A 24,744-nucleotide genomic window follows, 5' to 3' on the forward strand; every position below is an offset into this window, starting at 1 on the left:
CTCTAGAAGTCGTAGCGGGCGCTGACGTTCAGGCTGCGCGGTGCGCCCCAGGTGTAGAACAGGCCCTGGGCGTTGAAGTTGGTCATGCCGGAGAAGTAGTGCTTGTCGAAAGCGTTGTTCAGATTGGCGGCCACGCTCCAGTGGCGGTTGATCTGGTAGCGGGCCATCAGGTCCAGCAACCAGTAGGCGTCCTGGCGCAAGGTGGTGGCGCCCCGGCTGGTGGAGATGGCGCTTTGCCAGCGCGTGGAGGCGCCCACGGTCAGGCCTTGCAGGGCCGGGTCGCGGAACTGGTAGGTGGTACCCAGCTTGAACTGGTATTTGGGCGTGGTGCTGGCGGTGTTCAGCGTGCTGCTGTTCATGACCACGCCGCCCTGGGCCTGCCAGCCACGGGCCAGCTCGCCCGACAGCTCCAGCTCCCAGCCGCGTCGCGATGCACCGCTGACCGCGCGCGAAATGGTTTCGCCATTGGCGGTCTGGCCCACGGTTTCGGCGGTGTTGTCGGTCTTCATCCAGAAGTAGGCGGCACTGGCGTTCAGGCGCTTGTCGAAGAACTCGCCCTTGGCGCCGATCTCGTAGGTCTTGCCTTCTTCCGGCGGCAGGGTGTGCTGGTTGGCGTCCTTGGCGCTTTGGGCCTGGAAGATGCTGGCGTAGCTGGCATACAGCGACACATCGCGGGCCACATCCACCACCATGCCGGCATAGGGCGTGACCACGCCGCGCTCGCGGAGGTTGTAGTTGTACCAGCTGACATCGGAGACGTCTTTCTGGTCGTAGTTGGTGGCGCGCGCTCCGACGATGAGCTTGAGGGGGTCGGCCAGGTGGAAGCGGCCTGCCGCATAGACGTAGTTGCGCTTGCGGCTGAACAGATCGTTGGAGTAGCTCAGGCCGTCCATATCGGGCCTGGCCAGCATGCCGCCACCTTGCGCATAGTCCAGGCCGAGTGCGCCCAGCGTGGTGTTGCCGCCATCGCCACGCAGCAGCTTGATGCGGCTCTTGGAGGCGCCGACACCCAGCAGCAGATCATGTTCGCGGCCGAACAGCGTGAACGGCCCTTGCACATCCAGCTGCAGGCTTTGGTTGCGCGTGGTGTTGTCCTGATAGCGGCCATAGTTCACCGCGCCGGGGATGGCGTTGTTCATATAGCCCAGCAACTGGTCGGGGATCTCGATTTCCTCATGCACCAGCTGCAGCTTGGCCTTCCAGCCCCGGCCGAAGTTGTGCTCCACGCGGGAGAACAGATTGATGCCTTTTTGGTCGTAGCCGGCCCAGCGTGCGCCGTTGTTGTAGGAGCGGGGCATCCAGCCCACGAAATCTCCGTTGCCGGAATACGCCTGTATGGGTGTGGTGGCGCTGGAGCCGCGCAGCGTGCGCTCGCGGTAGGTGAGGCCGGCGCTGACCAGGGTGTCCGGCGTCAGGTCGTATTCCAGCGTGCCATACAGCAGCCTGCCGCTGGAGCGCTCGAAGTCGCGGAAGTTGTGGGCGCGCTTTTCCGAGGCCACCAGACGCCCGCGCAGGCTGCCTTCGGCGTTCAGCGGGCCGGCGATGTCGGCATCGGCGCGGTAGCTGTCCCAGCTGCCGATGCTGGCTTCGGCATGGGCCTGGAACTCCTTGGTGGGGCGCTTGCGGATCAGGTTGATGGTGGCGCCATAGTTGCCGTCGCCATTCATGAGGCCGGAGGCGCCCTTGAGCACTTCCACACGGTCGATGTCGGCCAGGTCGTCCGTGGTGTAGAGCGTGTAGGTGTTAAAGCCCCAGCCGCTGCTGAGCTGGCGTGCGCCATCCACCTGCAGATTGGCGGTGGTGCCGCGCACATTGAAGGTGGTCCATTGGCTCTGGCGGCTCACTGTCAGGCCCGGGGTTTGCTCCATCACATCGGTCAAGGTCTGCAGCTTGAAGTCTTCCATGCGCTGGCGGGTGAACACCGTGACGGACTGCGGTGTTTCGCGCAGCGTCAGCGCCAGGCCGGTGGCGGCCGCGCTGGGGCCGGCGGCGGTGTAGCGGCCCGTGCCGTCGGTGCTGCCGTCGCTGCGCTCGGCCTGGGCCTGCACCGTCACCTCCTGCAAGGCGGGTGAGGTGGACGATGGGGAGGCAGAGTGCACGGCGGGCGCGGTCTGCAGCATATAGCCGCCGCCGGATGCGGCCACGGCACGCAGGCCGGTGCCGGCCAGCAACTGGGCAAAGCCCTGCTCCACGTTGAACTGGCCCTGCAGGCCGCTGGTGCGCAGCGCCTGGGTTTGCTCCGGCGTGAAGGACAGCGACACACCCGACTGGCCGGCAAAGGCCGACAGCGCCGGGCCCAGCGGGCCAGGGGCGATCTGGTAGCTGCGGGCCGTGGCCGCAGCGGACGGCTGTTGGGCGAGGGCCGCCGGGGTATGGCCGGCCGTGCCGGCCGCCAGCGCGAGCAGGCAGGCCTGGGCGATGGGACGCAAGGCGGAAGAGGGGGAGAATGCAGTCATGCGGTGGTTCAGGGCAGTCGGTGAAAAAGCGGCCTGTGAGCCAGGCCATCTCTCTGTTGCCGAACCAGTGACAGGCAAAGTGCCAGATGGTTTGAAAAATAAATCAGCGCTGCTGCAGCGACGGCTGCTTCATGCCTGCAAGGGGCTCACCATGACCCACCAGCGCGTGCGCTGGACCACGGCCACCGGCAAGGTGGCGGCCAGCATGCGCAGCACCTGGTCGGTATCGCCCAGCTGGTAGGCGCCCGAGATGCGCAGCCCTGCCACAGCCGGGTCGCAGCGCAGCACGCCGGGGCGGTAGCGCGCCAGCTCGGCCAGAAAATCGTCCAGCCGCATGCCATCGGCATAGAGCACGCCCTGGGTCCAGCCGGGCTCGCCAGCCGCCAGACTGGCCTCATCGGGGTTGGGCTGCAACGGGCCGAAGGTGCTGGCTGTGAAGCCCAGGCCCTGGCCTGCAGACACGATTTGCGGCGGCTCGAAGCCCATGGCAGGTGTGACTTCGACGCGGTGTTCCAGCACCTGCAATGTGGTGCTGGCATCGCCATCCCCCACGGCCTCGTGCAGGCGCACGGTAAACCGGGTGCCCAGGGCGCGCAGCCGGCCCTGGGGCGTGGCAACCAGAAAAGGCCGCTGCAGCGGATCGGGCGCGGTCTGCACCAGGATCTCGCCACGGCGCAGATGCACCAGGCGTTGCCTGGGGTTCCAGTCCAGGTCGACGGCGCTGGCGGTGTTGAGTGCCAGTCGGCTGCCATCGGGCAGGTCCAGGTGCCGGCGTTCCCCCGTGGCGGTGGCGTAATCGGCGGCCCAGCCCTGCCAGGGGGCCTGGCGCCATCCCAGCCAGGCCGCAGGGGCGACCACGCCCAGCACGGCCAGGGTTTGCAGCAGGGCACGGCGCTGCACGGCCGCGGTCTTGCGTGTCAGCACCGGCACGCCCAGTGCGGGGGGCACCGCACCGAACTGGCGCGCCAGGCGCTCGGCCTTTTGCCAGGCCTGTTCATGGGCCGGGTCGGCTGCCCGCCAGCGCGCGCAGGCCGCATGCTCTTGTGCATCGGCAGAGTCTGCGTGCAGGCGCACCAGCCATTGCGCGGCCTGGCGGATGACGGCGGGCTCCAGCGTGGGGCTTGGCATGGTGGTCAATCCATCAGCGTCAGGCACAGCTCGAAGCCCTGGGCCATATAGCGCTTGACGGTGCGCTCGCTCACCTTCAGTTGGGCTGCGATCTGTGCATAGCCCAGGCCTTGCAGCTGCGAGAGCACAAAGGCCTCTCTGGCCTTGGGCGCCAGGCGGCCCAGCATATCGTCGAGCTGTTGCAGGGTTTCGCGTATGGACAGGGTCTCCTCGGGGCTGGGCACCATGTCTTCGGGCAGGGCGGCCAGTGTGTCCAGCCAGGCCTGCTCCAGCGAACGGCGGCGCCAGTGGTCGTACAGCAACCCCCGGGCGATGGTGGTGAGGTAGGCGCGCGGCTCGCGCAGATCGGGTACGGCCTCGGGCCTTTGCAGCACGCGCACAAAGGTGTCGTGCGCTAGATCGGCCGCGCCGTGCGGACAGTTCAGCCGACGGCGCAGCAGCCCCAGCAACCAGCCGTGGTGGGCGGTGTACAGGAGCTGAACCGGATCGGCAGAGGTCTGGCTGCGGGAGGAAGAGCCGGCGGACATGGGCTGGTGTGGCGCGAATGAGAATTCTTCGCATTTTATCTGCAAGCCCCGAGCCCTGTGCGCCGGCCCCGGCCGGCGTCCGAATCCTGCGGGCTCAGCGCTGGCGCAGCATGAACTTTTGCAGCTTGCCCGTGGGCGTGCGCGGCAGGTCGGTGGCGAACACGAACTCGCGCGGGATCTTGTAGCGCGCGAGCTTGTCGGCCAGGAACAGCTGCAGATCCTCGGCCTGCAGTTGGGCCTGGTTGCGCAGCACCACATGGGCGACCACGGTCTCGCCCCATTCGGGATGGGGCTTGCCGACCACGGCCACGTCGGCCACGTCGGGGTGGGCGGACAGCGCGTCCTCGACCTCCTTGGAGTAGACGTTCTCGCCGCCCGTGATCACCATGTCCTTGCTGCGGTCCACGATGAACAGATAGCCGGCATCGTCCAGGCGCACGAGATCGCCCGTGCGGTACCAGCCGCCGGGCGCAAAGGCTGCGGCCGTGGCCTTGTCGTCGTCGAGATAGCCTTGCATTGCGCTGTCCGTGCGCAGCCAGATCTCGCCGATCTCGCCGGGCCGGGCATCGCGCTCGTCGTCGCCGCAGACCACGCGCATGTCCACGCCGGGCAGGCAGACGCGGCCTATGGAGCCCGCGCGTTCGATCTGCTCCTCGGGGTAGAGCGTGGTGCCCGTAGGGCCGGTCTCGGTCATGCCGTAGACCTGGTAGAAGCGGTCGCTGCGGTAGGTGGCGATCAGCTTTTTGGCCTGCTCGGCGCCGATGGGGCCGCCGCCGTAGACCCAGGCGCGCACGCTGGAGAGGTCGTAGTCCGTGAAGTTGGGCAGCATCTGCAGCGGCGCGAAGAAGGAGACCGGCGCGCCGAAGTACAGCGTCACGCGCTCGTCCTGCACGCTCTGCAGGAAGTGCTGGGGATGGTATTCGCGCAGCAGCACCACGGTACCGCCCATGTAGAGCGTGCCGCCGAACCAGTTGTTCAGCGGCGAGGAGTGCCAGATCGGCATGGCCATGAGGGTGCGTTCCTCGCGCGTGATCGACAGGCCCAGGGCCGCCGTCATGGCCGACAGCGTGACCGCGCGGTGGCTCAGCAGGCAGCCCTTGGGCTTGCCCGTGGTGCCCGAGGTATAGAGCACCTGGGCGATGTCCTCGTCTGCGGGGCGCTGGCCCTGTATTTCGGGGGCCGAGGCGAGCAGCGCATCCCAGTCGGCAACGCCGGCCGGCGGCTGGCCTGCCGACTCCGTGACCAGGTGCCGGCAGTCATGGCTGGTGGCCGCAGCCACGGCGGCCAGGGCGGCATCGAACACCAGCACCTTGGCCTTCGAATGGGCAAGAATGTATTGCAGCTCCGGCCCCTGCAGCTTGTGGTTGACGGGCACCACGGCCGCGCCCAGGCGCCAGGCGCCGAACAGAGCATCCACAAAGCCCGGGGTGTTGAAGCACATCAGTGCCACACGATCGCCCGGGCCCACGCCCTGGGCCTGCAGCACGGCGGCTGCGCGGCGGCTGCGCTGCTGCATGTGCGCATAGCTGATGGATGCGCCCTGGTAGCGCAGAAAATCCTTGGCCGGCGTCTTGCGCGCAGCACTGTCGAAGGCATCGAGCAGGTTCATCTTGTCTCCTCTGGTTTTTATAGGAGCTGGTACCGCTTGCCCCTTCTATGTTTCAGCATGCTTTCTATCTGAAACAAAGCACAGACAAGTGGTACCAGCTATCAATTAATTCAGCAAACGATAACACCGGCGCGCACCGTCCCATCTTCGAGGGAGGAGGGCGCAGCCCGGGCGGTCATTGCGGCAGGGCGCGCTGCAAGATGGCCTCCACCTCCAGGCCCTTGGGATCGAACGCGCCGACCACCATGCCGCCGGCCTGGGCACCCAGGCGCGTGGCAATAAAGCCCTGGGCCATGAACTCCGGCGCATGCTGGCGCAGCAGGCAGGCCTGGGCCAGCAGCACCAGATCCTGCACCAGGCGGCGCGCCTGGGGCTCCAACTGCTCGGGCGGCTGGCTCAGCCTTTGTGCGAGGGACTTGGCCAGGCCCAGCAGCACGCTGTCGCCCTCGGCCATGTCGATGAGGTTTTGCAGCAGCAGCTGCGCGGCCTGGGGCTCGCGCGCCATGGCGCGCAGCACGTCCAGGCACATGACGTTGCCCGAGCCTTCCCAGATGGAGTTCACGGGCGCCTCGCGGAACAGACGCGCGAGCACGCCGTCGTCCACATAGCCGTTGCCGCCGAACACTTCCATGGCCTCGCCCGTGAGCTCCACGCCGCGTTTGCAGACCCAGAACTTGGCGGCTGGCGTCATGATGCGTTTCCAGGCACGGGCCAGCGCCTCGTCCTCGCTCTCGTAGGCCTGGGCCAGGTGCATGGAGATCTGCAGGCCGGCTTCGCCTTCGAGCGCCAGGTCGGCGAGCACGCTGCGCATCAGGGGCTGGTCGATGAGGCGCTTGCCGAACACCATGCGCTGGCGCGCATAGGCAATGGCCTGGGCCGTGGCCGAGCGGAAAATCGCTGCGCTGCCCAGCACGCAGTTCAGGCGCGTGTAGGTGGCCATCTCGATGATGGTCGGAATGCCCCGGCCTTCCTCGCCCATCAGAATGCCCCAGGCATCCTCGAACTCGACCTCGCTGCTGGAGTTGCTGCGGTTGCCGACCTTGTTCTTGAGGCGCTGCACGCGCACGGCGTTCTTGCTGCCGTCGGGGCGCCAGCGCGGCACGAAGAAGCAGGCGTGGCCGCCACCTTCGCCCATGCGCGCCACGACCAGGTGGGCATCGCACATCGGGGCCGAGAAGAACCATTTGTGGCCGCGCAGCAGATATTCGCCGCCACGCCCGCCTTCGCCGACCGGCATGGCCACCGTGGTGTTGGCGCGCACGTCCGAGCCGCCCTGCTTTTCCGTCATGCCCATGCCGATCCAGATGGACTTCTTCTGCGCGATCGGCAGGTCGCGCTCGTCGTATTCGTGGCTCAGCAGCTTGTCGCCGAGCTCGGCCCACAGCGCTGGCTCTTTTTGCAGCAGCGGAATCGCCGCCGTGGTCATGGTCGCGGGGCACAGCGTGCCCTGTTCGACCTGGCCGTGCAGGTAAAAGCCGGCGGCCCAGGCGCTCCAGCGGCCTGGGCGCTGATCCTCGTAGGGCAGGGAGATCAGGCCTTGCTGCCGGTATAGTTCCATGAGCGCATGCCAGCTGGGGTGAAACTCCACGCGGTCCAGCAATCTGCCGCGCGTGTCGAAGCGGTGCAGCTCGGGCGTGTGGCGGTTGGCCTGCTCGGCCAGATCCCAGGTGGCTTGTGCGCCCAGTCGCTGGGCATAGTCGGAAAGCGAGGCCAGATGCTGCCGGGCGCCGTTGCGCACCAGGGCCTCGGCCAGGGCCGGGTCGGCATCCAGCAGGTTGAAGTTGCTGAGTTCGTCAAACTGGTTGAGAACTTCGTGTGTGTCCCAGGCATTCATGGCGGTCTCCGTGATCGTTCATCTATCCATCAAAGTCTAGGAAAAATGACTGCCAAAGGTGTTCGGGTTTCCCGAAAGCTCTCGCCGCCGGCCAAAGTGCGGCGGCGCCCCCTGCAGTCGCGGGCTCTGGCGACCTCGCAGGCACTGCAGGATTCCTTTGTTCGGCTTGTGGCCGAAAAAGGCTTCGAGCGCACCACGGTCCGCGAGGTGGCGGCCGTGGCCGGCGTCGGCGTGGGTACGTTCTACGAATACTTCGGCAACATGCAGGCCCTGGCCGCGATGTGCATACACAACCAGGTGCGCAATCTGCATGCGTGCGGGCGCCAGGCCCTGGCCGAATGCGATCTCGGTGCAGAGCACGATGCGCTCGTGCGTGCGGATGCGCTGCAGTCGGCCCTGATCGACGAGGTGCTGCGCGATGCGCCCATGTGGGCCCAGCTGTTTCTCGTGGAGCGCAAGGTGTCGGCGGCCGAGCCCTTCAGGCGCCACTACCAGGCCTATGTTCAGCTATGGGTCTCGGCGCTGGAGTCCGGGCCTGCGCCGCTGCCCGTGCCCGTGGAGCCGCTGGCCAGACTGCTGCACACGCTCACCTATGGCTGGGTCTCGCAATCGCTGCTGGCCCTGGGCCCGCAGCGGGCTGCGGGGCAGTTGCGCCAGCCCTTGCGCTGGGCCATGCATGCCTTGCTGCGCGAGGCCATGGCCGGGACGCAAGCCGGCGCGTCAGGCTAGAGTTGCCCCTTCGAGAGCGCTGCTCAGAGCACGCCGGGAAAGCGCAGCGTGAAACAGGTGCCGCCGCGCTCGGACTCGCCGGCCTGCACGCTGCCGCCCTGGGACAGGGTCAGCGCCTTGACGATGGACAGGCCCAGGCCCGAGCCCTCGCGCCTGCGCTGGCCCGGGGCCTGGGCAAAGCGCTGAAAGGGATCGTCGCGCAACTCGTCGGGCAGGCCCGGCCCGGCATCGCTGATGCGCAGCACCACCAGGACCTGGCCTGTGCCCTTGAGCTCGCGCGTCAGCCGCAGGCCCAGCCACTGGCCGGCGGCCGCGTGGCGTATGACATTGCTCACGAGGTTGGTGATGATCTGGCGCATGCGGTCGGCATCCGCGCGCACGTCGTACAGCCCGTCGTCTGAAGGCTCGGGCAGGTCCAGATCCAGCGCCAGCCCGTGCTGCTGGAGCTGGGGCTGCAGCTGCTCCAGGGTGCCGGCCAGCAGCTGTGCCAGGTCGAGGCGCTGCTTTTGCAGCGACAGCTGGCCGGCGTCGGCAATCGACAGCAGATGCAGGTCGCCGACCAGCCGCCCCAGGTGCCGGACCTGGGACAACAGGGTCTGGAGCTCGGCCCGGTCGGTGGCGATCACGCCGTCGCACATCGCATGCAGGTGGGCCTGCAGCACGGTCAGCGGCGTGCGCAGCTCGTGCGAGATCGAGGCCGCCGTGGCGCGGCGCTCGGCCTCCAGGGTTTCCAGCGCATCGATCATGCGGTTGAAGGCATCGACCATCTCGGCCAACTCGCCATGCGAGTTGCCGGGCAGGGCGCGCACGCTGAAGTCGCCCTGCTCCACGCGCTTGGCGACCTCGACCATCGAGGCCAGGGGCTGCGTCACGAACCGCGAGACCCAGAAGCCCACGGCCAGGCCAAAGGGCAGGCTTACCAGCAGGCCTATGAGCAGGGACCACTTTTCGCCGAACAGCAGGTCTCCGCTCCAGTACTGGCTGTAGATCTCCATCGCGCGCGGGCTGTCCTCCAGCTCGCGCGCATTGAGCTCGTCGAGTTCCTGCTGCACGGTCGGCGGCAGGCTGCGGTAGAAGCTGCGGTACTGGATCTCGGAGAACGCAAACACGCCCAGGGTCAGCAATGCAATCGTGCTGAGCACGGCCGCCGTGACCCACAGGCCGAAGCGTACCCAGATGCGTCGGGTGTTCAGTCCCAGGGCCATAGGCGGTAGCCGATGCCGCGCACGGTCTCGATCAGGCCGTCCTGGCCTGCGAGCTGCAGCTTGCGGCGCAGCTTGGACAGGTGGGAGTCGATCACGCGCTCCAGGGCCTCGCTCTCGGGCAGGCAATGCTCGATCAGGTGGGCGCGCGAAAAGCAGCGCCGGGGCTGGGCCGCAAGACAGGCCAGCAGGCGAAATTCGGTCAGGGTGAGCGCCAGGGCGATGGCCCGCCCATCCTCGCCATAGACAGCCGCGCTGTGCGCCTCGGTGTCTATCTCGATGGGGCCGACGCGCAGCGGTGCAGGTGCGCTGCTGGGCGCCGCATGCGTGCGCCGCAGCACGGCGCGGATGCGGGCCACGACCTCGGGCGGGTTGAAGGGCTTGACCACATAGTCGTCGGCGCCCAGACGCAGGGCCAGCAGCTTGTCCACATCGTCGGCCAGGGCCGTGACCATGATGACCGGGGTCTGGCCGTCATCGCGGATGGCGCGCAGCACGTCGATGCCGTCTATGCCGGGCAGATGGATGTCCAGCAGGACCAGGTCGGGGCGCAGCTGGCGAAACAGCTGCACGGCCTCCAGCCCGTCCTGAGCCAGGCGCGAGCGCAGCCCATCGCGCTCCAGATAAGCGGCCAGGATGTTGGCAATACCGGGCTCATCTTCGACGACGAGCACCAGAGGCGTGTTCGCAGACGGGGGGCTGGAGTTCATGACGCTGGCAATCCACAAGACCTGTAGTCGTTGGCAACCTCGCATTATGGAGGGTGGCTGCCAGGGGCGGGCTTCTCCATATTCGCTACACAAAGCCTGCAATGTTGCGCAAGATTGGCTTGCTTGAATCTTCATCCGGGGATTTGTTTCCCCGTTTGTGTTTTCGCGTCTTCTCCCTTCCCCCACCTCGACTATGGCTGCAACGCCCCGCTTTCTCTGCCTGAGCCTGGGCGCGGCCCTGGTGCTGGGCGGGTGCGTCACCCCGCCGGAGGCCCGGCTCGATGATGCGCTGCCCGCGGCCTGGACCCAGGGGCGCGATCTCGCCGCCCCTGCGCCCGATTTGCGCGGCTGGTGGAAGGCCTGGGGCGATGCCCGGCTGGACGCCGTCGTGGAGCAGGCTCTCGCGGCCAACCAGGATCTGGCCCAGGTCGAGCTCAGGCTCAAGGCCAGGCAAAGGCTGGCCGGTGTGGCGGATGCGGCCTTCAAGCCCGTGCTCTCGGGCAATGTGCGCACGCTGCAGGACATTGCGGCCATAGATTCCTACTTCCATGCCAGCATCGACATGGCCTGGGACCTCGGGCTTTTTGGTGCCTCGCAATCCAGTCTGCGCGCGCGCGCAGCCGAATTGCTGGACGCCAAGGCACGGCTGCAGGCCGCGCGCGTGGCCCTGGTGGCGGATGTGGTGCATCACTACCTGGATTTGCGCCTGGCCCAGCGCCAGCGCGCGCTGCTTGCCGAGCAGGCCCGGCTGGACCAGCGCGGCCTGGCCCTGGCCCGCGTGCGTCAGCAGCAGCGTCTGGGCACGGCCGAGGCCGTGCTGCTGCTGCAGCAGCAGGCCGCACACACCGCAGCCCAGCAGGCGGATATGGAGCTGGCCCAGGCGCGCGCAGCCCATGCGCTGGCGGCCTTGCTGGGCCAGGCCCGCCCCGAGGCCGGCTGGCTGGCAGCCGATGAGAAGGCGGGCCTGCCTTCGACCCAGGCTCTGGGCTTGACGGCCCTGCCTGCCGACATGCTGCGCACCCGGCCCGACATACGCATCGCCCAGGCTGCTGTCGAGCGTGCGGCCGCCGAGGCCGGGCTGGCCCAGGCTGCGCTGTATCCGCGCGTGGTGCTTGCAGGATCCCTGCTGTACTCCTACAACCTCACGCAGAACTTTCGCACCACCTCGGACAACATCCCCACCCTGGGCCCGCAGATCGACATTCCGCTGTTCGACTGGGGCCAGCGCCGCGCGCGCGCCGATGCCAGCGAGCTGGCGCTGCAGGCTGCGGGCCAGGCCTACAGACAGCAGGTGCTCGATGCGGTGGCCGAGGTCGAGACGGCGCTGGCCGGACTCACGGCCCAGGGCCGGCGCCTGATTGCGCTGCAGCAGGTGCAGGACAGTCTGCAGCAGAGCAACCAGCGCCAGCAAAAGCGTCGCCAGTTGGGGCTGGACAGCGAGTTCGGCGCTCTGGCCGGGCAGCGAGCCGCGATCGTGGCGCGCAGCGATCAGGCCACGGCGCAGGCCGCCCAGGCCCTGGCCTATGTGGCCCTCTACAAGGCCCTGGGCGCGGCGCCCCTGCCCGAGGATGGGTATGAGGGCGGGGGGCCGGGCGCATGATTGCACTGGCGCGCAAGACACTGGTATATGAGTGGCGTCGCTTTGTGCCCTCGGTCTTTGCGGTGGGCTTCTCGGGCGTGCTGCTGGTCATGCAGGCGGCGCTGGTGCTGGGCATCTTCGGCTCGGCTGCGCTCTATGTGACGGCCTCCAGCGCCCAGATCTGGGTCGGCTATCCGGGCACCCAGAGCGTGAACTTCGGCCGGGACATAGGCCGCGATGTGGAGATGCGCCTGCGCATGGATCCTGACATCACGGCCGTCGAGCCCTATGTCTGGGTCGATGGCGACTGGCGCGCGGCCAGCACCGGCCAGGGCGACGCCCATGGCGGGGTGTCGATCTATCTGTCGGGCATTGCCACCGAAGCCTCGTCCATGCTGTTTGCACGCGTGCTCCAGCCCTGGCAGCGCGAGCGCCTGCGCGAGCCCGGTGCGGTCATCGTCGACCAGGCCGACCTGGGCACGCTGGGCGCGCAAGAGGGCGGTGTGGCCTGGATCAACGGCCACCGCGTGCGCGTGGTGGCGGCGGTCAGCGGGCTGCGCGGCCTGGGTGGGGCCAATGTACTGTCCTCGCTGGCCACGGCGCGCGAGATCGCCGGGCCCGGGCATGAGGCGGGCGGCACCTATTTCGTGGCCCGTCTGCGCCAGGGCGTCAAGCCGGCCAGCGTGAGGGACCGGCTCAACCAGGCCAGCCCCGCCCAGGCCAGCTTTGGCCCGTATGAGGCCTGGACGGCCAGGGATTTTGCACGCCGCTCCCAGCGTTACTGGATGCTGGACACGGGGGCCGGTGCGGGTGTGCTGTTCATGGCCTTGATCGTCTGCCTGGTGGGCTCGGTGGTCACCAGCCAGTCGCTCAAGGCCGTTGTTGCGGCCTCGGCACGTGAATATGCGGTGCTCAACGCCCTGGGCGTGAGCCGTGGCGCCCTGGGCCGGGTTGTGATTGAACAGTCCTTCTGGATAGGGGCACTGGGCTTTGTGCTGGCCGCCGTGGTCAGCAGCCTGCTGCTGGCCCTGGCCATGGCGTATCGCGTGCCTGTGGCGCTGACGCCCATGGCCGTTACGCTGTGCGCGCTGCTGGTGGCCGTGCTTTCTCTGTTGTCGGGGCTGGGCGCCATGCGCAGTCTGCTGCGCGCCGATCCGGCCAGCTTGTTGCGTTAAGCCATGACCATGTCGTCCCCTGCCATGCAAGCCACCCAGATTGGCCCGGATCGCCCCAAGGTTCAGCCCAGCCTGGAGGCCGTGCGCCTGAGCAAGTCGTTTCTGTCGGGCGTGGTCAGCGTGCAGGTGCTGCAGTCTCTGTCGATCAGCCTTTATCCGGGCGAGCTCAGCCTGATTTCCGGCCCATCGGGCTGCGGCAAGAGCACCTTGCTGTCGCTGATGTCGGGACTGCAGTCACCGGACAGCGGCCAGGCCATGGCTCTGGGCCAGGACCTGGGCCGCATGAGCGCGCGTGCGCTGGAAAAATTCCGGCTGCGTCACACGGGATTTGTGTTCCAGGGCTTCAACCTGTTCCCCGCGCTCACGGCGCTGGAGCAGGTGCAACTGCCACTGGGCTATATGGGTCTCAGCGACAAGGAGTCCTTGCAGCGCGCGCGAGCGGTGCTGGAGGAGGTGGGCATGTCCCATCGCAGCCATATGCGGCCCGCCCAGCTCTCGGGTGGCGAAAAGCAGCGTGTGGCGATTGCGCGCGCCATGGCCAAGCGGCCCGAGTTGCTGTTCGCGGACGAGCCCACGAGTGCACTGGACGCCGAGAGCGGCCAGCGCGTTATCGACATCCTGCATCGCGCGGCGCGAATGCATGGCACGACGGTGTTGTGTGTGAGCCATGACCCGCGTCTGGTGCGCCATGCCGACCGTGTGCTCGGCATGGAAGACGGCGCCATATGCAGTGACAGGCGCCAGCTTGCTGCCATCAAGGAAAATCTATGAAGTACCCCCTGAGTCGCGTATGCGCCTTTCCGCAGAAGGGAGCGACTGATTCGCTGTGGGGCCGCGCCCTGGGCCTTACGCCCTCGCTCCTGTGGGGAAAGGGGCTGCTTGCCAAGGTGCGGAGCCTGGCTTCCCTTGCGAGCCGTAGCGCCAGCTTGCTGGCCGCTTTGACCATGGCAGGGCTGGTCGCGGGCTGTGGCCCATCAAACGATGCACCGACCGGCCGCCAGGGCGCAGCGCAGACCAGGGCGCAGCCCGCTGCGGTAGTGGCCGTGGCGCGCGGCAAGGTGGAGGTCGAGGGCGGCTTGCTGGAGCTGTCTCCCGCCACGGCGGGCATGGTGCAGCAGATTGCAGTCGAGGAAGGCCAGAGCGTAAAGCGTGGCCAGTTGCTGCTGCGCCTGGCCGATGAAACCGCCCAGGCCGATCTGGGCGTGGCCGAGTCCGAACTGGCTCTGGCCCAGGCTCGCCACAAGTCGCGTCTGGCGCGGCTGCCCCAGCTCAGGCAAAGCCTGGAGCGCTGGCGCGCCGCCGAGCACGCCGACGCGGCCGATCGCCAGAGCGTGGACGAGGCTGCCCAGGCGCTGCGCGATGCCGAGGCCGAGGTCGCGTTGAGCCAGGCCGAGGCCCGTGTGGCCCAGCGCAAGCTCGAACAGCTGCGGGCACTGCAAAAACGCCATGAGCTGCGTGCGCCCGAAGCCGCTGTCGTGGCGCGCCTGAATACGGCCGTGGGCAGCCAGGCCCAGCCCGGGCTCACGGCCCTGGTGCTGCTGCCCGCCAGACCACTGCAGGTGCGGGCGGAGATCAACGAAAGCTTTGCCTCGGCCGTGAAGCCGGGCATGAAGGCCACGGTGGTGCTGGACGGCGACGGCAGCCCGGCCGCGACCCTGCCCGAGGCCAGAGTGGCGCGCATCAGCCCCGTCTATGGCCTGGCCCGCCTGCAGGAAGACCAGCAGCGCGGCCCCGTGCGCGTGGTCGAGAGCGTGCTCCGCTTCGAGCAGCCCCCGTCGGGCCTGCGCGTGGGGCAGAACGTGAGGGTGCAATTCCATGAATGAACTTGACAACCCCCTGAGCGGCGCCGCCGCTTCCCCCTGGGAGGCGGACGACACGAGCGCACCGGGGTGGATGGTGCAAAGCGATTTCGACGGCACGATCAGTCTGGTCGATGTGACCGACAGCCTGCTCAACCGCTTCGGCCTGCCGGGATGGCAGCAGCTCGAAGAGGACTGGGAGCGCGGCAAGATAGGTTCACGCGAGTGCATGAAGGGCCAGGTGGCCTTGCTGGACATGAGCGAGGCGCAGCTCGGTGCCCATCTGGACACGATTGCCATCGACCCCGGCTTTGCGGGCTTTGTGGCCAGTGCCCAGGCCCATGGCATGGTGGTGCAGGTGGTCAGCGATGGATTGGACCGTGCGATACACCATGTGCTGAACCGCCATGGCCTGGGTCATCTCGAAGTCATTGCCAACCGGCTGGAGCAGGTGGATGAGCGCCGCTGGCGTCTGGAGTCGCCCTGGGCCAGCGCGCGCTGCAAGCGCGCCAGCGGCAACTGCAAGTGCGAGCGCCTGGCTGAACAACAGGCCGTGCATGGCCGCGTGCTCTATGTGGGCGACAGCACCTCGGATTTCTGCGTCTCGGGTCGGGCCGATTTCGTGTTCGCCAAATACAGGCTCATCGCCCATTGCGCAAGCCAGGGCATAGCCCATGCGCCGTTCATCGACTTTGCGCAGGCCACGCCGTGGCTGGACAGGCTGGTGCAGGGCCAGGAGGCCATGGCATGAGTGCGCGTCAGGAGCTGGCGGCCATGCCGCTGGCACAGCTTTGCGTGACCGGGCATGAGTTCGTCCTGCCCGGCCATGGCCATGCCGCGCGCACGGGCGTGCTGCTGGTGCATGGCCTGACCGGCACGCCGGCCGAGATGCGCGTGCTGGCCAAGGGCTTGAACAAGCAGGGCTTTACCGTGTATGCGGTGCAGCTCGCAGGCCACTGCGGCAGCATGGAGGACTTGCTGGAAACGCGCTGGACGGACTGGCTGACCAGCGTGGAGCAAGGCCTGCTGCGCCTGGCCGCGCAGGTCGAGCATGTGGTGGTCGGCGGCCTGTCCATGGGGGCCTTGCTGTCCCTGGCGGTGGCTGAAAAACATGCGGACAAGGTGTCCGGGGTCTGTGCGCTGTCCACCACGTTCCGCTATGACGGCTGGAGCATGCCCGTCTACACCCGGCTGTCCTTTCTGCTGCCCCTGTTTCGTGCGCTGGGCATCGGCCGCCACAGCGTGTTCATGGAGCAGCCGCCCTATGGCATCAAGGATGAGGCCCTGCGCGCACGCATCGTCGAGCAGATGCTGGGCGGCGACAGCGCGGCTGCAGGCCTGCCGGGCAATCCCTGGTGGTCGGTGGTGGAACTGCGCCGGCTCTCGGCCCATGTACTGGCGCGGCTGGACAGACTGCGCGCACCCTGCCTGGTGATCCATGCCAAAGAGGACGACATCTCGGCCGTGGGCAACGCGCACGACATCGTGCGCCGCGCGACCAGGGCCCGCGTGGAGCTGGTGCTGCTGGACAACTGCTACCACATGATCACCATAGACCGCGAGCGGCGCACGGTGATCGCCAGGGTCAACGAATTCGTGGCCAGGATCGCGGGCACGGCCGGGACCGGGACGGGTGGTGCCCATGGGTAGCGATATGTCGCCCCTGGTGATCACCCTCTGGGTGCTGAACGTACTGGTGGACAGCGGCGGCCAGCTGGCCTTCAAGGCGGCGGCCAGCGAGCCCGGCGCAATGGCCGGCATGCAGCGCTGGCGCTTCATGGCGGCCCGCCCCTGGCTGTGGCTGGGCGTGGGCTGCTATGTGGCGGAGTTCGTGCTGTGGCTGGCCTTTCTGTCCCTGGTGCCGCTGTCCGACGGCGTGCTGCTGGGCTCGATCAACATCGTGGCCATCATGGTGCTGGGGCGTGTGCTGTTCAAGGAGAAACTCGCTCCCATGCGGGTGGCAGGCATCGTGCTGGTGTCTATCGGCGTAGGGATTGTGGGGCTGGGCTAGACATGAGGCGCTTTTACATCATCGGCTTTCTGGTGCTCATGGCGTTCGACACCCTGGCCCAGCTGAGCTTCAAGCAGGCCGGCAATGCGGCGCTGCCGCTGGAATTTTCATCCGCATGGCTGCTGCGCGTGTTCAGCCAGCCCTGGATCTATGGCGCCTTCATAGGCTACATAGGCGCATTCTTCTCGTGGATGACCTTGCTGCAGCGCGCGCCCATAGGGCCGGCATTTGCGGCATCGCATCTGGAGATTCTCTCGGTGCTGGCCTTTTCCTACTGGCTGTTCAACGAGCAGATCGGCTGGCCGCAAATCCTGGGCTGCGGCTTCATCGTGGCCGGCATCGCCTGCCTGGCCGTGAGCGAAACGCGCGAGGCCCGGGACCCGGAAGACGGCGCAGGCCCTGCAGGCGGCAACCCCGGCGCGGGCTCGGCCAGCGCAGGCGTGGCCCATCTTGCCGAATCCGGCCGCCATGCTTGAATTCGCTGCACCGCCCACGGCCGGGCTGCCGCTGCGCCTGGCGGATCTGCGGCCATGGGGCAGGGAGGAACTTGCACCGGCACTGGCGCAGTGGCTGGGGCTTGCCTCGGTGCAGCTGACCTGCTCGGGCACCTCGGCCCTGCTGCTTGCCCTGCGCACGCTGCGCGCCCTGGAGCCGCAGCGCGATGAAGTCATCGTCCCCGCCTATACCTGCCCGCTGGTGGCCCTGGCCGTGGCGCGCTGCGGGCTGCGGCTGCGCCTGTGCGATTTGCGCAGCGATGCGCTGGACATGGATGGTGACGTCCTGCGCAGCCTTTGCGGCCCGCAGACCCTGGCCGTGCTGCCCACGCACTTGTGCGGGCGCGTGGCCGATGTGGCCCAGGCCATGGCCTGCGCGCGTGTGGTCGGAGCCTATGTGATCGAAGACGCGGCCCAGGCCCTGGGCGCGCGCGTCGGCCTGCCCCATGGAGAGGAGCCCGTGGGCTGGCAGGGCCACATCGGCTTTTACAGCCTGGCCGTGGGCAAGGGGCTGACCACCTTTGAGGGCGGTGTGCTGGTGGCGCGCGATGCCGGCCTGCGCGCGGCCCTGGCGCGGGCCGGCGAGCAGGTCAGGCCCAGCCGGCTCTGGGAGCTGCGCCGCAGCCTGGAGCTCCTGGGCTATGCGGCGCTGTACCGCCCGCAGGGCCTGGGCCTGGCCTATGGCATGCCGCTGAAGAAAGCCCTGGCGCGCGGCGACTGGGTCGCGGCGGCGGGCGACGACTTCGATGACTTCATTCCCCAGCACCCTCTGGGCCGCTGGCGCCAGCGCGTGGGCGCGCGCGCCTTGCAGCGCCTGCCGGCCTTTCTGCAGCAGACCGCGCAGCAGGCCGCAGGGCGCTGCGCGCGCCTGGCCGCGATCCCGGGTGTCGAGATCGTGGGCCATGCCTGTGCCCAGGCCCGGGGCACCTGGCCCGTGATCCTGCTGCGCCTGCCCACGGCCGCCGCGCGCAATGCCTTGGTCCGGCGCCACTGGGGCGATGGCAGCGGCCTGTCCCTGCCCTTCGTCCATGTGCTGCCCGACTACGGGCGCTACGACCATGTGCTCACCTCTGCCCGCTGCGACCGGCTGGAGCGCGCGCGCGACTGGGCTGCGCGCCTGGTGGCGATCAGCAACAGCCCCTGGCTGGATGAAGCGCGCTTCGACCGTTTGCTGTTCCAGATTGCTATCAGTACAGGAGCTGGTAGCGCTTGATAGTCATGCGTTTGAAGTACAAATAGCTGTCAAACAAAGGCTCAGCCAGCGCTAAGCGCTATTTTATTTTTCTTGCTCACGCCATCGCCGACGATGACGGCCGAGACCACGCTCAAGGCCAGGGCAATCGCCGAGCCGAAGAACACGCTGTGGTTCATGCCATGGTCGAGCATGTAGCCGAACACGGGCGCGGCCAGGCAAAAGCCCAGATCCAGCCCCGAATACACCGTGCCGTAGACGCGGCCCGTGGCACCGGGCGGCGACGCGCGCTTGATCAGCATGTCGCGCGACGGGCCGGCCAGGCCCGTGCCCAGGCCCGCGACCGAGGCCACGACCACGGCCAGCATGCCAGGCAGCCAGCCCGTGCCCACGAGGAACAGCAGCACGGCCGAGCCCAGCATGCAGATGGAGATCACCTTCTCCAGCCGCTGCACGCGGCCCACGAGAAAGCCGCCGACCAGCATGCCCGCGGCGCCGCACAGCATATAGCCGGTGACGATGAAGGCCGTCACGCTCAGCGGCAGGCCGTACATGGCCTGCATGGCGGGGCTGGCAAAGGTCTGTATGGCGCTCAGCGCGCAGGTGCTCCAGAAGAAGAAGGAAAAGCACAGCCACACCGAGGGCAGGCGCAGAAAGGCCATCGGATGCTCGCCGGGGACGGCGGACACGGCAGCGACTGCGGCCCGGGCTTCGCCGGTCTGGGCCGCACGGTCATCCAGTGCATCGCGGTTGATGACCATGATGACCAGGATCACGGCCGCCATGGCCGCCCCGCACAGGCAGGCCAGGCGCCAGGAGCCCGTGGCCGAGGTGATGCCGGCCATGAACACCGGCGCCAGCGCCCAGCCGATGTTGCCCGATAGCCCATGGACGGAGAACGCATGGCCTATGCGCTGCGGGGACACGCGCTTGTTGAGTATGGTGAAGTCCACGGGGTGGAAGGGCGCATTGCCCAGACCTGCGAAGAACGAGGCCAGGAGCAGCATCGCATAGCCCTGGGCGGTGCTCGCGATGATGCCGGCCAGGGCAAAGCTGCCCAGGGCCGCGAACAGAATCGGGCGCGCGCCGAAGCGGTCCACGGCAAAACCTGCGAGGGCCTGGCCCACGCCCGAGATCACGAAGAACAGGGACACCAGCACGCTGAGCTCGGCATAGCTGTAGCCGAAGTCCTTGATCAGCCAGGGGAACAGCGGGGGCAGCAGCAGGTGAAAGAAATGCGAAGAGCCATGGGCCAGGCCGATGAGGCCTATGGTGCGCGCATCGCTGCGCAGCAGATCCGGGGAAGCGGGTGGAGAGGAGGAGCGGGTCATGGCTGCATCTTAGGCAGCAAGGCCGCGTCTTGTATGCGATAGTCGGCCAAGGTCTATCGCAAGCATGCCAAAGCCCATGACTTCCCCATCCGCCAGTCTTTCCGGCCCGCGCACAGCGTCTTTTCTGTCGCCCGTGGAAGCCCTGTCTCCCCATCTGTACCGGCCCACGCTGCAGCGCCCGGTGCGCGCCAAGCAGCACCGTCTGTCGGCCCGCACCCGGGTCATACCGCACCGCCATGACTGGGCCCAGATCGCGGTCTCTCTCGATGGCGTGCTGCACCTGTCGGCGCCCCAGGGCACGCTGATCGCCCCGCCTTCCAAGGCCGTGTGGATTCCGCCGGGCCTGGTACATGCGGTGGCCATGGTCGAGGAAGCGGATCTGATCTCCATTTATGTGCTCCAGCCCACGCTCAGACACGGGCCGGCCCTGCCCGACCAGCCGCCCTGCGATGCCGAGGAGTGGGGGCGCTGCCGCGTGCTCGAAGTGTCGGCGCTGATGCAGGGGCTGATCGAGGCCCTGCCCAAGCAGGGCGATGACCTGGGCCCCCTGGACGCAGCGGGCATGCGCCGCGAACACCATGCAAGTGCCCTGCTGCTGGATGAGCTGCGCCAGGCGCGCGAAGTCAATCTGGGCGTGGACATGCCGCGCGACAAGCGCCTGCGCACGCTGTGCGAGGCCGTGGTCCTGGACCCGACCCAGCACGACAGCCTGGCCGAATGGGCCGTCGATACCGGCGCCAGCCCGCGCACCGTGGCCCGTTTGTTCCAGCAGGAGCTGGGCTGCAGCTTCACGGCCTGGCGCCGGCAGGTCGTGCTGGCCCATGCGGTCAGCCTTGCCGCACGTGGCCTGCCCATACAGCAGATTGCGGCCGAGCTCGGCTACGGCCCCAGCGCCTTCAGCGCCATGGTGCATCGCACCGTGGGCCTGCCGCCAGCGCGCTTCTTCGGCCAGCAGACGCGTCACGCGCCACCCACGGCCGTGGGTGCAACCCGGAGCGGGCCGGCTCACGCGGAGCAATCCTTTGGCGGCAGGCGGTAAACCCACAGGCCGTGGCGTCCGGGCCCGGGCCTGTGCCAATGGGGTTCCAGGCCCGGCAGCTGGAAATCCAGACTCACCACCCAGGCGCCGGGTGCGAGCTCGGTCACGGCCTTGACTGCGGCACGCCCCATGCTTTCGGGGCGCTGGAACAGATACACCATGGCATAGCCGCTCCAGTCGGCCAGCCAGATGTCGGCGCGCCGCACCTGGGCCCAGGGACAGCGCACGGCGCACATCCAGCGCAGCGGCCAGCTCCACTCCAGCCCATGCAGCCGCGCCTGCGGATATTGCGCACGCAAGGCCTGCAGGCCATGGCCCAGGCCGCAGCCCGCGTCCAGCACCGCTGCGCCCTCGGGCAAGGGCGCAATCTGCGCCAGCCCCTCCAGGGCGTTCTGTGGTGTCGGGTACAGCGGGGCATCGCGCCAGGCATTGAGGGGATACACCAGGGCCAGCAAGCCCAGCAACAGCAGCCACGACCAGGTCGGCAGGCTGCCAGCCCACAAAACGATCCAGGACAGCGGAAAGCCTGATGCTATGAGCAGTCTGCGCCACCAGTTATGCCCCAGCCCGGCGGCCAGGGAGCCCAGCAGTCCGCCCGCAAGCAGGCCCACCCACTCAGGCAGCCATAGCCCCGGCAGCAGGTACAGGCTCCAGGCGCAGAGCCAGACCAGCAAAGCCGGCAAGGGCCAGAAAAATAGGGTGCCTAGCTTCATTTTTCAGCGCAAAAGAGTCTGTCCTGGTCAATCGTCGTCTTCTGGCGTTTTATCTGAGCGTGGTTTTCCCGGAGCTTTGCAAACGGGCAGTTTCCCCTGTTTTTTCAGCCTTCCAAGAGAGGGCTTGCGGTATTCGGTCAGGCTGCTGGCAACAGGCCTCGGCGCTGCGGTCGCCCGCCATGCCGGGCCTTGTGCTGCGCCCATCCTCGGGCGATACAGCGCCTTGCTTTATTGACGCGGCTCATCAAAGCCCCTCCTAATACCACGCTTCGGCGATAAGAAACCGAAGTTGCATCTTGTTCCCTTGTGAAACATTTATACTCGCCCGCTTCATGGATCTGAGTCGGGAGAGACGGCATGCGCCTTGTTCTATCAATCTGGTCATTGGCTGTGCTGACGCTGGCCGGATGCGCGGCGCAAACGCCGGCTGAGCAAATCGGTGAGCGCCCCGAGACCGTGCGTCTTTGCACGGGCAGTGTCTGCTCCGAGCAGCCGCGCAGCATCGCGACCTTTCGTGGCGCGCCTGTGGACACGGAATCCGAGCGCCGACTCCAGGCCTTGAGCCAGATAGCCGAGCAAAACCCCAAGGCCGCCTACGACCTGGGCCTGCGCCTGCTGCGTGGTGACGGCGTGACACGCGACAGCCACCAGGCCATTGAATGGCTGCGCAAGGCTGGGGACGGTGGTCAGGTCGATGCCCAGTTTGCGCTGGGCCAGCTGTACCTGCTCGGCTTTGAAGAGATGGGCCCCGATCCTTCCGAGGCGGCAGCCTGGCTGGACAGAGCGGCAGCCAAGGGGCACAAGGAGGCCAAGCGTCTGCTGCCTCAGGCCCAGGCCGCCAAGAGCGACGCCCACGCGAATTACCAGGCCCGTGAGGAAGAGCGCCAATCCTGGGGCTACTGGTACAGCAGCGCACCCTATTACTGGGTCTGGGGGCACTCGGGCTGGGTGCTGCGCTGATTCCCCACACTGACCCAGGGCGGCCAGCGTAGCCTGCTCCTCGTTCAGGCCGCAGCCTGCGCTTGCGCCAACTGCAGGCCGACCGTCATCAGGGCATTGCCCGAGCTGCGGCGTCCAGACCCACCCCTTCCCACGCCCATCACACCCAGGCAGGCATGCCTGGGTTTTTCCATCATTCCCAATTCAAGAGAAAGCAATCATGTCCAAATCCCTTGTTTCGCTGGCGGCCCTGGCCGCTCTGACCCTGGCCGGCTGTGTCACCCCTGGCGGCGGCACCGTGACCACGGGCAATGCGGCCACGGCAGCCACAGGCGCGGCCGGTGGTGCCACCAGTGTCGATGCCAACCCCTCACTGGAGCGCTGCGACGCTCCCCTGGGCACGCTGGCCGTGGATGATGGCCGTGGCAAGGAGTGGTATGCCAGCTTTGGCGCCGCCACCAAGATCACCTCCATCGAGCCCCTGATCCGCCTGGCCGTGCAGCAGTCCAACTGCTTTGTGATCACCTCGATCGGCAACAACCGCACCGAAAGCAAGCTGGCCAACATTACGAACAAGCAGCGCAACTCGGGCGAATTCCGTGCGGGCTCCAAGCAGCAAAAGGGCCAGCGCGTGGCTGCCGACTACTTCATGGAGCCCTCCATCATCATCGACAACGACTCCACCGGCCAGCTCGCAGCAGGCGTGGGCGGCCTGTTCGGCAGCGTGGGTGCGTTGGTCGGCGGCGCCATGCAAAGCAAGGTTTCGGTCGTGACCCTGTCCATGTTCGATATCCGCTCGGGCGTGCAGATCTCGATCTCCGAAGGCAACTCCACGGCCACCAACTTCGGTGCGGCCATGGGCGCCTTTGGCGGCAGCGTCGGCGGTGGCCTGGGTGGCTTCTCGCGCACTCCCGAAGGCAAGGCCACGGTGGCTGCGTTCATGGATGCCTACAACAACATGGTGATCTCGCTGCGTAACTACAAGGCGCAGGAAGTCAAGGGCGGCCTGGGCCGCGGCGGCCAGCTGAAGGTCGGCAAGTAAGCCTCCGGGTAGGCTGCAAAAAACTCCTTCGGAAGTTTTTTGCAGCAGCCACACGAGAGTGGGCAAGCGTGGGGGCCTGTTTCATTCGTCCTCAGCCCAAGGCGCATGCGGGCCTGCCGCCACGGAGCTGCGCCAGATGATTTGCGCAGGAAACTCGCGCTGCACTGGCAGATCCAGCCCGTAGCAGTTGTTGAGCAGGTGGCGGCAGCCATGGACGGCCACGGCATGCATGGGCACGTGCACCGTGGTCAGCGGCGGTGTGCCATAAGCCGCGACCGGACTGTCGTCAAAGCCCATGACCGAAACCTCCTGAGGCACGCGCAGGCCTGCGGCCGCAAATCGGGAGATGGCGCCAATCGCCATCTCGTCATTGGCGCAGAACAGGGCCGTATAGTCGCGGCCTGCGCCAGCGAGCAGGCGGGCGGCGGCTTCACTGCCGCTCGCAAAGCTGAAGTCGCCCTCCAGGCGGTGTTCTGTCCTGAGGGCAAGACCATGGCGTGCCAGCTCGGCCTCGAAGCCCGCGATCCGGGCCCGGTTGTCGGGCGCATTGCATGGGCCGCTGATCACGGCCAGTGAGCGGTGGCCTTGTGCGAGCAGTGCCTGAGCGGCCAGGCGTCCGGCCTGGGCGTGGTCTACCGAAAAGCACATCTCGGCCAGGCCGGGCACATTGCGGTTGATGATTGCGAGCGGGCCTATGCACTGCTGCAGTACGGTGAAGTCCTCGTCATCGAGTGCATTGCTGAGCATGACGATGCCATCGCATTCGCGTTCGATCAGAAAGGCCACGCCGTCCAGCGCCTGCCGACGTGCATCGCCCTGGCCGCAGCCGCTGGTGGCAACCATGTGACGCCCCACGGAGCGCAGTTCGGCATCAATGGCGGCAAGAATCGGGCCGTAGAACGTGCCCGTGAAAACCGGCACATAGACGCCCAGCATGCCCACGGATCTGAGCGACAGTGCGCGTGCCGTCGCGGAGGGCCGGAAGGCCAGCGTGCTGGCTGCGGCCTGCACGCGTGCCAGAGTCTCGGGCGCAATCGCACCGCGTCCGGAAATCGCGCGTGAAGCCGTGCCCACACCGACCCCGGCCAGCTTCGCCACATCCTTGATGGTTGCCATGTCGCGCCCGTCTCTCCTGCCCAGAAAATGCAGATGTTACAGGTCGTATGGTCAGGCGCATGCCTGCTTTCTCTACGCGGCTGCACAGGAATGCGACCGAGCGGAGCCTGGCGATGCAT

At 67.5% G+C, this 24,744-nt stretch carries 23 protein-coding genes; 13 read left to right on the forward strand and 10 right to left on the reverse strand.

The genetic code is table 11. The features are described from left to right. Positions 1-2: 2 nt before the first annotated feature. The 5 genes from G486_RS0104210 to G486_RS0104230 all read right to left on the reverse strand — a co-directional run bounded on the left by G486_RS0104210 (position 3) and on the right by G486_RS0104230 (position 7,554). Positions 3-2,456, reverse strand: coding sequence for a TonB-dependent siderophore receptor (locus tag G486_RS0104210; protein ID WP_034386598.1), 2,454 nt, complete (start codon positions 2,454-2,456; stop codon positions 3-5). A 129-nt stretch (positions 2,457-2,585) separates the two neighbouring features. Then, a complete protein-coding gene (locus tag G486_RS0104215) occupies positions 2,586-3,584 on the reverse strand; it encodes a FecR domain-containing protein (RefSeq protein ID WP_034386669.1) in 999 nt (332 codons plus the stop codon). Positions 3,585-3,589: 5 nt separating this feature from the next. Further along, on the reverse strand, positions 3,590-4,111 hold the full coding sequence (locus tag G486_RS0104220; RefSeq protein ID WP_027014408.1) for a sigma-70 family RNA polymerase sigma factor: 522 nt from the start codon (positions 4,109-4,111) through the stop codon (positions 3,590-3,592). A 94-nt stretch (positions 4,112-4,205) separates the two neighbouring features. Further along, entirely contained in the window at positions 4,206-5,720 is a 1,515-nt protein-coding gene (locus tag G486_RS0104225; RefSeq protein ID WP_027014409.1) for a class I adenylate-forming enzyme family protein, read from the reverse strand. Positions 5,721-5,895: 175 nt separating this feature from the next. Continuing rightward, complete coding sequence (locus G486_RS0104230; RefSeq protein WP_027014410.1) at positions 5,896-7,554, reverse strand: isovaleryl-CoA dehydrogenase; 1,659 nt, start codon at positions 7,552-7,554, stop codon at positions 5,896-5,898. A gap of 45 nt (positions 7,555-7,599) precedes the next feature. On the opposite strand from G486_RS0104230, the gene G486_RS0104235 reads away from it, so the two are divergent. Beyond that, positions 7,600-8,283, forward strand: a complete 684-nt coding sequence (locus tag G486_RS0104235) for a TetR/AcrR family transcriptional regulator (protein ID WP_027014411.1) — start codon at positions 7,600-7,602, stop codon at positions 8,281-8,283. Positions 8,284-8,306: 23 nt separating this feature from the next. Here G486_RS0104235 and G486_RS0104240 read toward each other — a convergent pair whose 3' ends face one another. After that, positions 8,307-9,488: a sensor histidine kinase gene (locus G486_RS0104240; RefSeq protein WP_027014412.1), complete on the reverse strand. Its 1,182-nt coding sequence runs from the start codon at positions 9,486-9,488 to the stop codon at positions 8,307-8,309. Continuing rightward, the gene (locus tag G486_RS0104245) at positions 9,473-10,195 is read right to left on the reverse strand and encodes a response regulator (protein WP_027014413.1); all 723 of its coding nucleotides are present in this window, start codon (positions 10,193-10,195) and stop codon (positions 9,473-9,475) included. The genes G486_RS0104240 and G486_RS0104245 overlap by 16 nt, the downstream gene beginning before the upstream one ends. A gap of 193 nt (positions 10,196-10,388) precedes the next feature. On the opposite strand from G486_RS0104245, the gene G486_RS0104250 reads away from it, so the two are divergent. The 9 genes from G486_RS0104250 to G486_RS0104290 all read left to right on the forward strand — a co-directional run bounded on the left by G486_RS0104250 (position 10,389) and on the right by G486_RS0104290 (position 18,466). Beyond that, a complete protein-coding gene (locus G486_RS0104250) occupies positions 10,389-11,795 on the forward strand; it encodes a TolC family protein (RefSeq protein WP_027014414.1) in 1,407 nt (468 codons plus the stop codon). Next, entirely contained in the window at positions 11,792-12,949 is a 1,158-nt protein-coding gene (locus tag G486_RS0104255; protein WP_027014415.1) for an ABC transporter permease, read from the forward strand. The genes G486_RS0104250 and G486_RS0104255 overlap by 4 nt, the downstream gene beginning before the upstream one ends. Positions 12,950-12,958: 9 nt before the next feature. Further along, positions 12,959-13,720, forward strand: coding sequence for an ABC transporter ATP-binding protein (locus G486_RS0104260; RefSeq protein ID WP_342667323.1), 762 nt, complete (start codon positions 12,959-12,961; stop codon positions 13,718-13,720). Between the two features lie 173 nt (positions 13,721-13,893). Further along, entirely contained in the window at positions 13,894-14,772 is an 879-nt protein-coding gene (locus tag G486_RS0104265; RefSeq protein ID WP_051303146.1) for an efflux RND transporter periplasmic adaptor subunit, read from the forward strand. After that, the gene (locus G486_RS0104270) at positions 14,765-15,499 is read left to right on the forward strand and encodes an MtnX-like HAD-IB family phosphatase (protein ID WP_027014418.1); all 735 of its coding nucleotides are present in this window, start codon (positions 14,765-14,767) and stop codon (positions 15,497-15,499) included. The genes G486_RS0104265 and G486_RS0104270 overlap by 8 nt, the downstream gene beginning before the upstream one ends. Further along, positions 15,496-16,398, forward strand: coding sequence for an alpha/beta hydrolase (locus G486_RS0104275; protein ID WP_027014419.1), 903 nt, complete (start codon positions 15,496-15,498; stop codon positions 16,396-16,398). The genes G486_RS0104270 and G486_RS0104275 overlap by 4 nt, the downstream gene beginning before the upstream one ends. Continuing rightward, the gene (locus tag G486_RS0104280; protein WP_027014420.1) at positions 16,391-16,759 is read left to right on the forward strand and encodes a DMT family transporter; all 369 of its coding nucleotides are present in this window, start codon (positions 16,391-16,393) and stop codon (positions 16,757-16,759) included. Before G486_RS0104275 ends, G486_RS0104280 begins: the two co-directional genes overlap by 8 nt. Before the next feature lie 2 nt (positions 16,760-16,761). Further along, entirely contained in the window at positions 16,762-17,235 is a 474-nt protein-coding gene (locus G486_RS0104285; protein WP_027014421.1) for a DMT family transporter, read from the forward strand. Next, positions 17,228-18,466 (forward strand): DegT/DnrJ/EryC1/StrS family aminotransferase, encoded by a 1,239-nt coding sequence (locus G486_RS0104290; RefSeq protein WP_027014422.1) that lies wholly within the window; start codon positions 17,228-17,230, stop codon positions 18,464-18,466. The genes G486_RS0104285 and G486_RS0104290 overlap by 8 nt, the downstream gene beginning before the upstream one ends. Before the next feature lie 41 nt (positions 18,467-18,507). Here G486_RS0104290 and G486_RS0104295 read toward each other — a convergent pair whose 3' ends face one another. Beyond that, a complete protein-coding gene (locus G486_RS0104295) occupies positions 18,508-19,776 on the reverse strand; it encodes an MFS transporter (protein WP_027014423.1) in 1,269 nt (422 codons plus the stop codon). A gap of 76 nt (positions 19,777-19,852) precedes the next feature. Between G486_RS0104295 and G486_RS21520 the strand changes: the two genes are divergently transcribed. Continuing rightward, a complete protein-coding gene (locus G486_RS21520; RefSeq protein WP_245587235.1) occupies positions 19,853-20,815 on the forward strand; it encodes an AraC family transcriptional regulator in 963 nt (320 codons plus the stop codon). Here G486_RS21520 and G486_RS0104305 read toward each other — a convergent pair. Continuing rightward, the gene (locus G486_RS0104305) at positions 20,782-21,528 is read right to left on the reverse strand and encodes a class I SAM-dependent methyltransferase (protein WP_027014424.1); all 747 of its coding nucleotides are present in this window, start codon (positions 21,526-21,528) and stop codon (positions 20,782-20,784) included. The genes G486_RS21520 and G486_RS0104305 overlap by 34 nt on opposite strands. Positions 21,529-21,885: 357 nt before the next feature. Between G486_RS0104305 and G486_RS0104310 the strand changes: the two genes are divergently transcribed. Both G486_RS0104310 and G486_RS0104320 read left to right on the forward strand, forming a co-directional pair. Further along, positions 21,886-22,488: a tetratricopeptide repeat protein gene (locus G486_RS0104310; RefSeq protein ID WP_027014425.1), complete on the forward strand. Its 603-nt coding sequence runs from the start codon at positions 21,886-21,888 to the stop codon at positions 22,486-22,488. Between the two features lie 199 nt (positions 22,489-22,687). Continuing rightward, positions 22,688-23,509, forward strand: a complete 822-nt coding sequence (locus G486_RS0104320) for a hypothetical protein (RefSeq protein ID WP_027014426.1) — start codon at positions 22,688-22,690, stop codon at positions 23,507-23,509. Positions 23,510-23,590: 81 nt separating this feature from the next. On the opposite strand, the gene G486_RS0104325 is transcribed toward G486_RS0104320, so the two are convergent. Then, complete coding sequence (locus G486_RS0104325) at positions 23,591-24,625, reverse strand: substrate-binding domain-containing protein (RefSeq protein ID WP_027014427.1); 1,035 nt, start codon at positions 24,623-24,625, stop codon at positions 23,591-23,593. Positions 24,626-24,744: the final 119 nt, after the last annotated feature.

Source organism: Comamonas composti DSM 21721, assembly GCF_000429845.1.
Lineage (GTDB): Bacteria > Pseudomonadota > Gammaproteobacteria > Burkholderiales > Burkholderiaceae_C > Comamonas > Comamonas composti.